Origin of the sequence: Cryobacterium sp. Sr8, assembly GCF_004403225.1 — a bacterium.
In the GTDB taxonomy this organism is placed as follows: domain Bacteria; phylum Actinomycetota; class Actinomycetes; order Actinomycetales; family Microbacteriaceae; genus Cryobacterium; species Cryobacterium psychrotolerans.
Genome location: NZ_SOHO01000039.1, coordinates 52,189 through 65,858, shown reverse-complemented (window position 1 = coordinate 65,858; position 13,670 = coordinate 52,189). Strand labels below are relative to the sequence as shown.

At 69.0% G+C, this 13,670-nt stretch carries 13 protein-coding genes; 8 read left to right on the top strand and 5 right to left on the bottom strand.

Going from position 1 to position 13,670, the window contains the following annotated elements:
• Positions 1-65: 65 nt before the first annotated feature.
• The 3 genes from glgA to E3T54_RS06750 all read left to right on the top strand — a co-directional run bounded on the left by glgA (position 66) and on the right by E3T54_RS06750 (position 2,498).
• Positions 66-1,247: a glycogen synthase gene (gene glgA, locus E3T54_RS06760; RefSeq protein WP_134475076.1), complete on the top strand. Its 1,182-nt coding sequence runs from the start codon at positions 66-68 to the stop codon at positions 1,245-1,247.
• Between the two features lie 73 nt (positions 1,248-1,320).
• On the top strand, positions 1,321-2,103 hold the full coding sequence (locus tag E3T54_RS06755; RefSeq protein WP_134475075.1) for an ABC transporter ATP-binding protein: 783 nt from the start codon (positions 1,321-1,323) through the stop codon (positions 2,101-2,103).
• 143 nt (positions 2,104-2,246) lie between these two features.
• Positions 2,247-2,498, top strand: a complete 252-nt coding sequence (locus E3T54_RS06750; protein ID WP_092321955.1) for a type B 50S ribosomal protein L31 — start codon at positions 2,247-2,249, stop codon at positions 2,496-2,498.
• 166 nt (positions 2,499-2,664) lie between these two features.
• On the opposite strand, the gene E3T54_RS06745 is transcribed toward E3T54_RS06750, so the two are convergent.
• Positions 2,665-3,351 (bottom strand): 3'-5' exonuclease, encoded by a 687-nt coding sequence (locus E3T54_RS06745; protein ID WP_134475074.1) that lies wholly within the window; start codon positions 3,349-3,351, stop codon positions 2,665-2,667.
• Positions 3,352-3,420: 69 nt separating this feature from the next.
• Complete coding sequence (treS, locus tag E3T54_RS06740; RefSeq protein ID WP_092321953.1) at positions 3,421-5,118, bottom strand: maltose alpha-D-glucosyltransferase; 1,698 nt, start codon at positions 5,116-5,118, stop codon at positions 3,421-3,423.
• Positions 5,119-5,265: 147 nt separating this feature from the next.
• Between treS and E3T54_RS06735 the strand changes: the two genes are divergently transcribed.
• The gene (locus E3T54_RS06735) at positions 5,266-6,165 is read left to right on the top strand and encodes an alpha/beta fold hydrolase (protein WP_134475073.1); all 900 of its coding nucleotides are present in this window, start codon (positions 5,266-5,268) and stop codon (positions 6,163-6,165) included.
• Complete coding sequence (locus tag E3T54_RS06730; protein WP_134475072.1) at positions 6,162-7,235, top strand: glycosyltransferase family 1 protein; 1,074 nt, start codon at positions 6,162-6,164, stop codon at positions 7,233-7,235. The genes E3T54_RS06735 and E3T54_RS06730 overlap by 4 nt, the downstream gene beginning before the upstream one ends.
• 18 nt (positions 7,236-7,253) lie before the next feature.
• Here E3T54_RS06730 and E3T54_RS06725 read toward each other — a convergent pair whose 3' ends face one another.
• Together E3T54_RS06725 and E3T54_RS06720 are read right to left on the bottom strand one after the other, a co-directional pair.
• A complete protein-coding gene (locus E3T54_RS06725; protein ID WP_241977098.1) occupies positions 7,254-7,886 on the bottom strand; it encodes a histidine phosphatase family protein in 633 nt (210 codons plus the stop codon).
• A gap of 14 nt (positions 7,887-7,900) precedes the next feature.
• The gene (locus tag E3T54_RS06720; protein ID WP_134475071.1) at positions 7,901-8,746 is read right to left on the bottom strand and encodes an NAD-dependent protein deacetylase; all 846 of its coding nucleotides are present in this window, start codon (positions 8,744-8,746) and stop codon (positions 7,901-7,903) included.
• Positions 8,747-8,852: 106 nt separating this feature from the next.
• Here E3T54_RS06720 and E3T54_RS06715 point away from each other — a divergent pair, with 106 nt between their 5' ends.
• Entirely contained in the window at positions 8,853-9,656 is an 804-nt protein-coding gene (locus E3T54_RS06715; protein ID WP_092321947.1) for an RNA methyltransferase, read from the top strand.
• Positions 9,657-9,682: 26 nt separating this feature from the next.
• Positions 9,683-10,918 (top strand): D-alanyl-D-alanine carboxypeptidase family protein, encoded by a 1,236-nt coding sequence (locus E3T54_RS06710; protein ID WP_241977097.1) that lies wholly within the window; start codon positions 9,683-9,685, stop codon positions 10,916-10,918.
• A gap of 26 nt (positions 10,919-10,944) precedes the next feature.
• On the opposite strand, the gene E3T54_RS06705 is transcribed toward E3T54_RS06710, so the two are convergent.
• Positions 10,945-11,724, bottom strand: coding sequence for an SGNH/GDSL hydrolase family protein (locus E3T54_RS06705; protein WP_134475070.1), 780 nt, complete (start codon positions 11,722-11,724; stop codon positions 10,945-10,947).
• Positions 11,725-11,781: 57 nt separating this feature from the next.
• Here E3T54_RS06705 and E3T54_RS06700 point away from each other — a divergent pair, with 57 nt between their 5' ends.
• The gene (locus tag E3T54_RS06700) at positions 11,782-13,596 is read left to right on the top strand and encodes a DEAD/DEAH box helicase (RefSeq protein ID WP_241977096.1); all 1,815 of its coding nucleotides are present in this window, start codon (positions 11,782-11,784) and stop codon (positions 13,594-13,596) included.
• The last annotated feature ends 74 nt before the right edge of the window (positions 13,597-13,670 follow it).

The window sequence follows — 13,670 nt, the reverse complement described above, 5'->3', positions numbered from 1 at the left end:
CATCCGCTCGCCTCGACCACCCGGACTGTGGTGTGTGAGCCTCGGCGCTGCGCTAGTTTTACTCCATGCGAGTCGATCTGCTGACCAAGGAATACCCGCCCGAAATCTATGGGGGGGCGGGTGTGCACGTGGCCGAGCTCGTCCGAGCGCTCCGTCACGACATCGACGTCGTGGTGCGCTGCTTCGGCGGCGACCGTGACGCGCCCTCGACACACGCGTACGGAGTTCCGGCGGAGCTCGCCGACGCGAACGCGACCCTCGCCACGCTCGGGGTCGACCTGAGGATGGCCCAGGACGTGCAGGGCGCGGATCTCGTGCACTCCCACACCTGGTACGCGAATGGGGCAGGGCACATCGCCAAGCTCCTCCACGGCGTGCCGCACGTCGTCACGGCGCACAGCCTGGAGCCGCTCCGTCCGTGGAAGGCCGAGCAGCTCGGCGGCGGCTACCGAGTGTCGAGCTGGATCGAGAAGACCGCATTCGAAGCAGCGGATGCCGTGATCGCCGTGAGCGACGGCATGCGCCGGGACATCCTCCGCAGCTATCCGGCCCTCGACGAGTCTCGGGTGCAGGTCGTCTACAACGGCATCGACCTCGAACGCTGGAAGCCGACCACCGACCACGACACCGTTCGGGCCCTCGGCATCGACCCCGATCGACCCTCCGTCGTGTTCGTGGGACGCATCACCCGGCAGAAGGGCCTGCCGTATCTGTTGCGGGCGGCCGCAGCCCTGCCGGAGGACGTGCAGCTTGTGCTCTGCGCCGGCGCACCGGACACCCCGGGCATCATGGCGGAGGTGACCGCGGGAGTGCGCGCGCTCCAGGAGCAGCGCTCCGGCGTGGTCTGGATCGACCGGCTTCTGCCGCAGCACGAGCTGTCGGCCGTGCTCACTGCCGGAACGGTCTTCGTTTGCCCCTCCGTCTACGAACCGCTCGGAATCGTCAACCTCGAAGCGATGGCGTGCGGCCTGCCCGTCGTGGGCACCGCCACCGGCGGCATCCCGGAGGTCGTGGCCGACGGCGAGACGGGCCGGCTGGTCCCGATCGACCAGGCGACGGACGGCACCGGCACCCCGCTCGACCCCGATCTCTTCGTCGCCGACCTCGCCAGGACCCTCACCGAAGTGCTGAGCGACCCGGTACGCGCGGCGGAAATGGGCCGAGCCGGACGTGTCCGGGCGGAGCGGGAGTTCAGCTGGGACACCATCGCCGTCCGCACCCGGGAGATCTACGCGTCCCTGCTGTAGCCGGACCCCCGGCGGGTTCGCGGTGGGTGCGCGGTGGGTCCCGAGGCCCCACCGCGGCGGATAGCATGGAGCCATGGTCAACGTTCTTCAGCTCACCGATGTGTCCGTTGTCCGAGGTGGCACTGCCATCCTCGACTCAGTGAACTGGAGTGTTGAAGACGACCAGCGCTGGGTCATCCTGGGCCCGAACGGCGCCGGCAAGACCACGCTGCTGCAGATGGCCGCGGCCATGATGCACCCCTCGAGCGGCAAGGTCGAGGTGCTCGAGGAGCCCCTGGGCGGCACCGACTTGTTCGAGCTTCGCCCCCGGATCGGCTTCGCGTCGACGGCCATGGCCCGCAAGATCCCCGCGACGGAGCGGGTCATCGACGTCGTGATGACCGCCGCATACTCGGTCACGGGGCGGTGGAACGAAGAGTACGAGTCGATTGACGAGCGTCGCGCCCAGCGTGTGCTCGCAGAATGGAAGCTCGACCACCTGGCCGAACGCAAGTTCGGCACCCTCAGCGACGGTGAGCAGAAGCGGGTACAGATCGCCCGGTCCGTGATGACCGACCCGGAGATGCTCCTGCTCGACGAACCCGCGGCCAGCCTCGACCTCGGTGCTCGCGAGGAGCTGCTGCACCTGCTCAGCGGCTACGCCAGCGCCCCGGATGCCCCGGCCATCATCATGGTGACCCACCACGTCGAAGAGATCCCGCGCGGATTCACCCACGTGCTGCTGATTGCCGGCGGAGCAATCGTGGGCGCCGGCCCGCTCACCGAGGCGCTCACCGCCGAGGCACTGAGCGCGACGTTCGGTCTCGCCATTGATCTCACCGAGAACCACGGGCGTTATGCGGCGCGCGCGGTCTGACCAGCTGGACTCCATCGCGGCCCGTTTCTGCTAAACTCGGTAGCTGGCCCTTGCGGCCAGGCTATTTTTTCGCCCTCACCGGCGAGACGGCACTTTTCATCTCCACCATTCGTGATCATTCGAACAGCAACAAGGAAGTCTTTATGAAGTCTGACATTCACCCCCAGTACGCTCCCGTGGTCTTCCGCGACCTCGCGTCGGGTGCGACGTTCCTTACCCGTTCGACGACTTCCAGCTCGAAGACGATCGAGTGGGAAGACGGCACCACCTACCCGGTGATCGACGTCGAAATCTCCTCCGAGTCGCACCCGTTCTACACGGGCAAGCAGCGCATTATGGACTCGGCCGGACGCGTCGAGAAGTTCAACACCCGTTACAAGGGCTTCGGCAAATAAGACCGAGCTTCTGAAAAGGGCGACCAGCCTCGGCTGGTCGCCCTTTTTCGTGCCCGCGGGTCGAGCGGCCGCTCCGACAGGGCAAGCGTCAGGAGCATGAAGCCGGCGATGACCTGTGCCACCGCCAGGTGGCCGACCGGCGCGATGGGAAAGAACGACCTGCCGGTCAGCGCTCCGGCCAGCCGCCGGCGGCGACGAACTTCGGGTCGCGTTCGCGGCGCATGTAGTCCTGGAAGCTGTCGGCCTGCTGCTGGCTCCAGCCCACCTGCAGCGCATGGAGTTCAGGCGCGGTGGCCGGCAGCGCGCTCGAGTGCGCCTTCGCGATCGCCTGGGCCACGCGGCCGGCGGCAATCGCATCCGCGCCGGAGTCGTGTGCGTCTTCCAGCAGCACGCCGTAGAACGCGCTCGTGACCTCGAGGGTGCGCTTGCCCTTGCGGTAGCGATCGACGGCCTTGTCGATGACCAGCGGGTCAACGACGGGGGACGGCGCCAGGAGCGGCGCCACGTCGTGGCGTAGCGACTCCCGGTTGAGCAGGGTGAGGTCGTAGGGGGCGTTGTACGCCACGAGGGGGAGCCCGCGGGCCAGGTGCGCGCGGAGCGCCGCGACGATCTCTGCGACGCCTCCGGCGGCATCCTGCCCGTTCTCGACGGCGTGCGCGGTCGTGATGCCGTGCACGTTCGTCGCCTGGATCGGGATCTCCACTCCCGGGTCCAGCAGCCAGTCCAGTCGTTCCAGGACGACGCCGTCGGCGTCGAGCACGGCCACGGTCGCCGAAACGATCCGGCTCGTCTCCACGTCGATGCCGGTGGTCTCGAGGTCGAAGACGGCCAGGGTGTCGCTCCAGTTGCTCATGGGGCAAGCCTAGGGCCGACCACCGTCAATGCCCGGCCAGCCACTCCTCGAACGTCACCGTTGCGGCCGCTACCCGCAGTGCAACCAGTAGAAGCTCTGGGCGCCGAGCGTCAGAGTCAGGGATCCGTCGTCGTCGAAGCTCGGGAAGACCGAACCGCCGAAGATGTCGTAGAGCCGGGTGCCGGCCAGGTCGGCGTCGTCGATCTTGAAGGACACCGGGTTGTGAGCGAAGCTGAAGACGCAGAGGACCGTCTCGGCCTGGTCGCCCATCCGCGTGCCCGAGCCCTCGTATTCGCGGGTGAAGGCCAGCACGGACTCGTGGTTGGTGGAGAGCACCCGGATCGCGCCGAGGCCGAACGTCGGGTGCGCCTTCCGCACGTGGATGACGTTGCGGATCCAGTGCAGCAGCGAATTGGACTGGGCCAGGTGGGACTCGACGTTGGTCTGGGTGAAGTTGTACACGAGCGACTGGACGACGGGCAGGTACAGCTTGCCCGGGTCGGCGTCGGAGAAGCCGGCATTGCGGTCCGGGGTCCACTGCATGGGCGTGCGCGAACTGTCCCGGTCGGGCAGCCAGATGTTGTCGCCCATCCCGATCTCGTCGCCGTAGTACAGGAACGGGCTGCCGGGCAGGGCGAAAAGCAGGGCGTGGGCCAGCTCCAGTTCGGCCCGCGAGTTGTCGAGCAGGGGAGCGAGCCGGCGGCGGATACCGATGTTCGCGCGCATCCTGGGGTCGTAGGCGTACCAGCCGTACATGGCCTGGCGGTATTCCTCACTCACCATTTCGAGGGTGAGCTCGTCGTGGTTGCGCAGGAACACCCCCCAGCCGGCGCCGTCCGGGATGTCCGTCGTCTCGGAGAGCACCCGCACGAGCTCGTCCGCCTGCTGCGAGCGCAGGGAATAGAAGATGCGGGGCATGACCGGGAAGTCGAACGCCATGTGGCACTCCGGCTCTTCCTCGGTGCCGAAGAACGCCGCAACCTCGCGCGGCCACTGGTTCGCCTCGGCGATCATGATGCGGCCGGGATAGTCGCGGTCGACAACGGCCCGCAGCCGCTTGATGAACTCGTGCGTGGGCGGCTCGCCCTCGCCGTTGCCGTCCTCCGACTCGTAGAGGTAGGGGATCGCGTCGAGGCGGAATCCGTCGACACCCAGGTCGAGCCAGAACCGCACCACATCGAAGATCGCGTCGTGCACGGCGGGGTTGTCGAAGTTGAGGTCCGGCTGGTGCGAGAAGAAACGATGGAAGAAGAACTGGCGGCGCACCGGGTCGAACGCCCAGTTCGACTCCTCCGTATCGGTGAAGATGATCCGGATGTTCGGGTACTTCTCGTCGGTGTCGCTCCAGACGTAGAAGTCACCGTAGGGGCCGTCCGGGTGCTCCCGGGACTGCTGGAACCAGTCGTGCTGGTCCGAGGTGTGGTTCAGCGGGAGGTCGATGATGATCCGCATGTTGCGCTCGTGCGCCTTGGTGACGAGCTCCTTGAACTCGTCCAGCGTGCCGAACTCCGGCAGGATCGAGCGGTAGTCGGCGACGTCGTAGCCGCCGTCTTTGAGGGGCGAGGTGAAGAACGGCGGGATCCACAGGGCGTCGATGCCCAGCCACTGCAGGTAGTCCAGCTTCGAGATCAGTCCGGACAGGTCGCCGGCCCCGTCGGCGTTGCTGTCCACGAATGAGCGGACCATGACCTCGTAGAAGACCGAACGCCGGTACCAACGTGGGTCGAGGGTGAGTCCGGGAAGCTGGATCGGTGCGGTGAAGCTCACGGAGTTCCTTCCGGCCCGCGTCAGGGGCTGTGTGGCCGTCTTGATGTGCGGGGGGAGTCGTGGGGTGCAGGGGGACGTCACGAGTCTAGGTTGAGCGACACGGCATCTGTCCAGTTCGGCGCCACACTCCCGCCTAAACTTGGGCTGATGATCGTTCCTTCGCCCTACGACGAATCCCTGGCTCGCATTCCCACGCGCTCCCACACGCTGTCGGTGCTGGGCAGCAAGACGCGGTACTGGGAGTATGGCGACCCCGCTGCCCCGACGACGATTCTGATGGTGCACGGTTTCCGCGGCGACCACCACGGCCTCGAGCCCGTCGTCGCCCAACTCTCTGGATTCCGGATCATCTCGCCCGACCTGCCCGGATTCGGCGAGTCCGAGCCCCTGCACGGCCTGCGACACGACATCGCCGGTTACTCACGGTGGCTCCGGGACTTCCTGGCCGCCCTGGCGCCGACCGGCCGGGTCGTGATCCTCGGCCACTCCTTCGGTTCCATCGTCGCGGCCGCCGCCCTGGCCGACGGCTTGCCCGCCGACGACGTCGTCCTGGTGAACCCGATCGCCTCCCCGGCGCTGTCCGGGCCTCGCGGCATCCTGACCCGGCTGGCGGTCTTCTACTACTGGGCCGCCGCCAGGCTGCCTGAGCGGCTCGGTTTCGCCCTGCTGCGCAATCGCGTGATCGTGCGGGTGATGAGCGTGACCATGGCCAAGACGCAGGACCGCGAACTGCGCCGCTGGATCCACGACCAGCACGACCGGTACTTCTCGGCGTTCGCCGACCGCAGGGTCGTGCTGGAGGCCTTCACGGCCTCGGTGAGCAGCGACGTGAGCGAATTCGCGTCGAAGATCCCGGAGCGCACCCTGCTCATCGCGGCCGAGAAGGACGACATCACCCCCGTCGCGGCCCAGCACCGGCTGCAGAAGCTGTTCCCGGATGCAGCCCTCCACGTCATCCCGAACGTCGGTCATCTCATCCACTACGAAATGCCCGTCAACGCCGCCGACGAACTGCGCGGATTCCTGTCCGAGGCGAGGCCCGCATGAGGATCGCGTTCGACTGCCGCTACACCCGCCTGGACCGTCACGACGGTGTCAGCCGTTACACCGCGGGCCTCGTCACCGAACTCGGCAGGCTGCACCCGGTCACGATGCTGATCAGCGACCATCGCCAGCTGGCCTTGCTGCCTGACCTGCCCTGGCAACTCGTCAGCTCGCCGACCAGCATCCGGGAGCCGTTCGTCGCGCTCACGGTCAACGGTCTCCGCCCCGACGTCGTGTTCAGCCCCATGCAGACGATGGGGTCGTGGGGCCGCAAATACCGCCTGCTGCTCACCGTGCACGACCTGATCTACTACCGCAACCGCACCCCGCCGCGTGACTTCACGTGGCCGATCCGGCTGCTCTGGCGGCTGTACCACCTGTCCTGGTGGCCGCAGCGGATGCTGCTCAATCGAGCCGACGGCGTGGTCACCGTCTCGGAGACGACCAGGGCCCTCATCGCCGAACACCGGCTGACCGACCGGCCGGTGACCGTGATCCACAATGCCGCGGATGCCGTTCCCGGGCCGCCCGTCGACCGCAGCGCCCCGGAGAGCGGTCGCCTCGTCTACATGGGTTCGTTCATGCCGTACAAGAACGTCGACACGCTCGTTCGTGCCGTCGCGGGCCTGCCCGGGCACGAGCTGCACCTGATGAGCCGGGTGAGCCCGGCCGAGCGTGCCCGGCTGTCCGGGCTTGCCCCGCAGGCGACACTCGTCTTCCACGACGGCGCGAGCGACGAGGAGTACTTCTCGGTGCTCCGCTCCGCCACCGCGCTCGTCACGGCCTCGCTCGACGAGGGCTTCGGCATCCCACTGGTCGAGGCCATGAGCCTCGGCATCCCGGTCGTCGTCAGCGACATCCCGATCTTCCGGGAAATCGGCGGTGACGCGGCGCTCTACTTCGACCCGAACAGCGCCGACGCGCTGATGGATGCCCTGGCGCAGCTGGAACGTCCGGGGGAGTGGGCGGCCAGGTCGAAGGAGTCGACCCGCCAGGCGGCCAGGTTCACCTGGCGGGAGTCGGCCCGGAAGCTGCTCGAGGTGCTCGAGGACACGCAGCCCCGCACGTCCTAGCGGCGCGTCCGGCTGCGGTCAGCGGATAACGGGGAAGATCTCGCCCGGCGAGCGAACCGAGGCGTCGAAGTGGACGAGCACGAGTTCGCCGTCCTCCCAGACGAAGTCGTGCACGGAGCCGTTGGCAATCAGTTCGTCGTGCCGGGGGCGCTCCCCGCCCGTTGTGTGGCGGATCAGCGTGCCGATGATGCCGCCGTGGCTGACCGCGAGCACCGATTTGCCGGCGTGGGTCGCCGCGACCCGGGCCAGCGAGGGCAGCACCCGGTCCAGCACGTCCTGGCGCGACTCGAGGCCCGGAACCAGCACGCCGTCGGGGAACCGCGCCTGGCGCTCGGTGAAGGTGAGCCCCTCGATCTCTCCGTGGTGGCGCTCCGTGAGCTCGGCAACGATCTCCGGGCTCGGCAGGTCGAGTTCACCGGCGATGATGCGAGCGGTCTCGTGCGCCCGCATCAGGGGGCTGGCCACAACCACGTCCCAGCGCCTCTCCCGCAGAAGGATGCCCGCCTCGGCGGCCTGGGCGCGTCCGGCCGAGTTGAGCGGGATATCCGTGCTGCCCTGGATGCGCCGGTGCAGGTTCCACTCGGTCTGGCCGTGGCGCACGATCGAAATCCGGGTCATGGTCAGGATGCCGTCCTTGATGTCGTTGGTCACGGTCGGGCCCTTAGTCAGGCGAGACGGGCCGCCAGCCCGGCGAGCGCCTCCGAGGTTCCCGCCTCCAGCTTAACCAGCGCGCGGCCGTCGCCCTTGGTGACGCCGCGATTGATCACCACGATCGGAAGTTTGCGTCGCCTCGCCTGCTCGAGCAGCCGGATGCCCGAATTCACGGCCAGGGACGAGCCCGCCACGATGAGCGCGTCGGCGGCTTGCACGAGGGCGGAGGCCTCGGTGAACCTCTCGGTGGGCACGAGTTCGCCGAAGAACACCACGTTCGGTTTCAGCATCCCGCCGCACACGGTGCAGGCCGGGACGGAGAATCCGTCGATGTCCGACACCTCCGCGTCGCCGTCCGGATTGATGCGGACGGCCTCGGGCGAGCCGAGCTCGGGGTTGGCCGCTTCGAGCCGGGCCGCGACGCTGTCGCGTCCGAACGCCTGGCCGCAGGACAGGCAGACGACCCGGTCCATCGATCCGTGCAGGTCCACGACATGGCGCGACCCCGCCCGGGTGTGCAGGCCGTCGACGTTCTGGGTGATGACGCCCGAGATGATGCCGCTCGCCTCGAGCCGCACGAGCGAGCGGTGGCCCAGGTTCGGTTCGGCGGCCCGGAAGCGTCGCCAGCCCAGGTGACTGCCGGCCCAGTAGCGCTTCCGCGCCCGCTCATCGCCGACAAAGGTCTGGAAGGTCATCGGGGAGCGTTTCGGGGCGCCGTTCCCGCGGTAGTCGGGGATGCCGGAATCCGTGCTCAGGCCGGCGCCGGTGAGCACCGCCACGAGGCGCCCGCGCAGGATCTCGGACACGGCGTCGAGCGCCTCCTCGGCCACAGCCGCGGCCTGCAGGGTCTCGATGCTCATGGTGCTCCATCCTCGCCTGTACCGAGTCTAAACTCGCCGCTTTACGACTTTGTTACGCGAAGCTGGCAGTCTGGATGGGACACCACCTCGAACAGAAGGCAGTACCGTGCGGATCGTTCCCATTGCAGACCTCGACCTGCCCGGCCTGGCCGACTACTCACGGCTGACGGATGTCGCGCTGCGCCGGGTCTCCGAACCGGCCGGCGGACTGTACATCGCCGAGTCGAGCAAGGTCATCACCCGCGCCCTCGCCGCCGGCCACCGTCCGCGCTCCCTGCTCGTGCAGGAACAGTGGCTGCCCGACGTGGCTCCGCTCCTGGCCGACTGGCCCGATGTGCCCGTCTACGTCGGCGCGCCGTACCTGCTGGAGAAGCTGACCGGGTACAACCTGCACCGGGGCGCCCTGGCCGCCATGCACCGGCCCGCGCTTGCCCCGGCGGCCGAGCTGATCCGGGATGCCCGGCGCATCGTGATCCTCGAGGACATCGTCGACCACACGAACGTGGGAGCCATCTTCCGGGCCGTCGCGGGGCTCGGCGCCGACGCCGTGCTGATCACGCCGCGCTGCGCCGACCCGCTCTACCGCCGGAGCGTGCGGGTCAGCATGGGCACCGTGCTCCAGGTGCCGTGGACCCGGCTGCCGGAATGGGACGAGGCCGCGCCGCTGCTCCGGAACGCGGGATTCCACCTCGCCGCGCTGGCGCTGGCCGACGACGCCGTGACCCTCGACCGCTTCGCTGCCGCGCCGCCGGAGCGCCTCGCCCTCATCCTCGGCACCGAGGGCGACGGGCTGAGCACCAGGGCCCTCGCCGCGGCGGACACCGTCGTCACGATCCCGATGCTGCACGGGGTGGATTCGCTCAATGTCGCCTCCGCCAGCGCCGTTGCCCTGTGGGCGCTGCGCGGGTAGCAGGCGGCGAACGATAGAATCGCATAATGCCGCTGACCCGACGCCAGATCTTCCGCCGGCGCCGGATCGCCTTCTTCGGCGCTCTGGCCGTTGTCCTGACGCTTGTCGGGTACCTCGCCACCACCGGGTTTGCCCCCGTGCCCGAGGAAGCCGCCGCGCTCACCCAGCCCGCCGCGCTGACCCAGGCCGCCGCGCAGCCCGACTGGCCCGGCTTCGGTTCGAGCGCCATCGGAGCCGTCGGCTTCCCCGGGGTCCTGGGATCCTCCGGCGCCACGGAATCCATGCCGATCGCCAGCGTCACGAAGACCGTGACCGCGCTCGTCGTGCTCGACGCCAAGCCGCTCACCGGCAACGAGCCCGGCCCGGACATCACCTTCACCGACGCCGACGTGGACATCTACTATGACGTCATGGCCGAGAACGGCTCGGTCGCCCCGGTCGTTGCCGGCATGGTCCTCAGCGAGCGCCAGGCCCTCGAGGCCACGATGCTGCCGTCGGCCAACAACTACGCCCTCTCCCTCGCCGTCTGGGCCTACGGCTCCCTCGACGCCTACCTGGCCGCCGCACAGGACTGGCTGGCGAAGAACGGCCTGGACGACACGGCGGTGGCCGACACGAGCGGCCTGTCGACGTCCAGCCGGAGCACCCCGGCCGACCTCGTCAAGATCGGCAAGCTGGCCGTCGCCCACCCGGCGCTGGCCGGGATCGTGGCAGAGCCGAGCGCAAAACTCCCCGTCATCGGCGCCGTCAAGAACACGAACAAACTGCTCGGCCGCTTCGGTGTCGACGGGATCAAGACGGGCACGACCGACGAGGCCGGCGCCTGCCTGCTCTTCTCCACCGACCTGAAGGTCGGCGGCCGCACGGTGACCCTGGTCGGCGTCGTGCTCGGCGGCGCCAACCACACAGACGTGAACCGGGCCGTCGCCGACCTGATCACCACCGCGAAGGCCGGGTTCCGTGAGGTCACGCTGACCGAGAAGGGCACGGCCTACGGCACCTACGCCACCGCCTGGGGCCAGGAGAGCAGCGCCGTCGCCTCCCGGGCGGCATCCGCCCTGGTCTGGTCGGACACGCCGATATCCGGCGCCGCGACCGCCCGCGCGCTCACCCTCGGCGGCAAAAAGGACACCGTCGGCGCCGTCGAGTTCCTGGTCGGCGACAAGACCGTCAGCGTGCCGCTCGTGCTCGACCGCACGATCAGCGACCCGGGACCGGCCTGGCGTTTCTCGCACCCGGGCGAGCTCAACGCCGAGGGCTGACCCGGCCGCCTCGACGGCCCGGATGCTCACCGGCCGAACGGTGCCGCTTCGGCACGTTTGGGCAGCACGTGGTCGCCCGATGACTGGTGCCGCACCCGCCGGAGCACCCACGGGACGAGGTATTCGCGCGCCCAGGCCAGGTCTTCCGTCCTGGCCCGGCGCCAGGTGGTGCCCGGCATCGGCTCCGGCCGCTGCGGCTCCAGCGCGTTGGGCACGTTGAGGGAGGCAAGCACCATTCGCGCGACCGTGTGGTGGCCGAGCGCGTTCAGGTGCAACCGGTCCGGCGCCCACATCCGCACATCCCGAATCTCGGTGAGCCCCCAGAGGTCGGCGACGACGCAGTCGTACCGGGCCGCGATCGCACGCATGTTCTCGTTGTAGATGGCCACCTTCCCCCGCAGGTGCCGGAGCACGGGGGAGAAGCCGACGTCGACCCCGGTGAACAGCACGACCTGCGCGCCGTCCCTGGTGAGGCGCCGTACCGCCTCCTCGCACCGCGCGGCGATGAGGTCCGGGTCGGTGCCCAGGCGGATCACGTCGTTGCCGCCGGCCGACAGGGTGACGAGGTCCGGTCGCAGGGCGAGGGCGGGCTCGACCTGTTCGGCGACGATTTCCCTGATCAGCTTCCCACGCACGGCGAGATTCGCGTAGGCGAGGTCGTCTGTGCGCTGACTGAGGACCTCGGCCACCCGGTCGGCCCAGCCCCGGTGCCCGCCCGGACTGGCCGGCTCCGGGTCGCCGATGCCTTCCGTGAAGGAGTCACCGAGAGCCACGTAGCGCGACCAGGGATGCTGCTGCTGGGACATGGCTCGGGTTTCCCTTCCGTGCGAAAGTGTCGGTCCGACTTGATAGGTTCTTATGAAGTGAATACTCCACCTGTTTTCGGTCCTGCGCAGGGAACGAGTGCAGCCGAGCACCTGTCGCCCTCATTTCCGGAACGCGCTGCGTGGGGTACGGCCAGCAAACTCCGCGCCTGGCAGGCGGAGGCCCTCGAGGCGTACTTCCTGCACGAGCCCCGTGACTTCCTCGCCGCGGCCACACCGGGCGCCGGCAAGACCACGTTCGCCCTGCGGCTGGCCGCGGAGCTGCGTGCCCGGCGGGTGATCGACCGGATCACCGTGGTCGCCCCGACCGAGCACCTCAAGCGCCAGTGGGCCGACGCCGCTGCCCGCGCCGGGATCCGGCTGGACCCCATGTTCAAGAACGCGAACGGGCGGTACGGCAACCACTACCACGGCGTTGCCGTGACCTACGCGCAGGTGGCGAGTCGGGCCGCCCTGCACCGGGAACTGACCCAGTCCAGCCGCACGCTCGTGATCCTCGACGAGGTGCACCACGGCGGTGACGCTCTCAGCTGGGGCGACGCCATCCGCGAGGCGTTCGAACCGGCGACGCGGCGCCTGTCGCTGACCGGTACTCCGTTCCGGTCGGACACCTCACCGATCCCGTTCGTGAGCTATCTGCCCGACAAGCACGGCATCCGGCTGTCCCAGAGCGATTACAACTACGGCTACGGGCGCGCCCTCGAAGACGGTGTCGTGCGCCCGGTGATGTTCATGGTCTACGCCGGGCACATGAAGTGGCGCACGCGGGCCGGCGACGAGATGGAGGCCAAACTCGGCGAGGGCAACACCAAGGACATCACCTCCCAGGCCTGGCGCACGGCGCTCGAGCCCACCGGGCAGTGGATCCCGGCCGTGCTCCGGGCGGCCGACATCCGCCTCACCGAGGTGCGGCACGGCATCCCGGATGCCGGCGGGCTCGTCATCGCGACCGACCAGACCACCGCGCGGGCATACGCGGCCATCCTCGAGGAGATCTCCGGCGAGAAGGTGACGGTCGTGCTCTCCGACGAGAAGGAGTCGAGCGACCGGATCGACGAGTTCTCGCACAACACCAGCCGCTGGATGGTCGCGGTGCGGATGGTGTCCGAGGGCGTCGACGTTCCGCGCCTGGCCGTGGGGGTCTACGCGACCAGTGCCTCCACCCCGCTGTTCTTCGCGCAGGCGATCGGCCGGTTCGTGCGCGCCCGGCGCCGCGGCGAGACCGCGTCGATCTTCCTGCCGAACGTTCCCGGCCTGCTGAGCCTGGCCAACGCCCTCGAACTGGAGCGGGACCACGCCCTCGACCGCAGCAACCGCGACGACGGCGATGACGGGATGTTCAACCCCGAAGACGCCATGGTGGCCGCGGCCAACACGCAGGAGAAGGCCTCGGACGACCTCGGCGAGGAGTTCACCTGGCAGGCCATCGACTCCCAGGCGACCTTCGACATGGTCATGTTCAACGGCGACGAGTTCGGCGCGCTGGCCGAACCCGGCACCGACGAGGAATTCGATTTCATCGGCATCCCAGGGCTTCTGGAGCCCGAGCAGGTCTCCGAGCTGCTGCGCCAGCGGCAGCACCGGCAGTCCAGGCGCTCCACCGACCGGCGGAAGGACCCCGTCACCGGCGAGATCGCCCCGGAAGAGCCGCCGCCGCTCTACCGCACGCTCAAGGAGCAGCGCACGCTGCTGGCGAGCCTGGTGGGCATGTGGTCGAAGATGGCCGACGAGCCGCACGGCATGGTGCACGCCGAACTTCGCCGCGAGTGCGGCGGCCCGGCCGTCGCCCAGGCCAGCGTCACCCAGCTGCAGAAGCGGATCGACCTGCTCCGTCGCCGTCTCGGCCGGAGCTGACCCTCACCCTCACCCTCGCCGCCCTCGCCGCCCTCGCCGAAGCGTCCCCCGATCCGTCGCCGAACTGTGAGTTC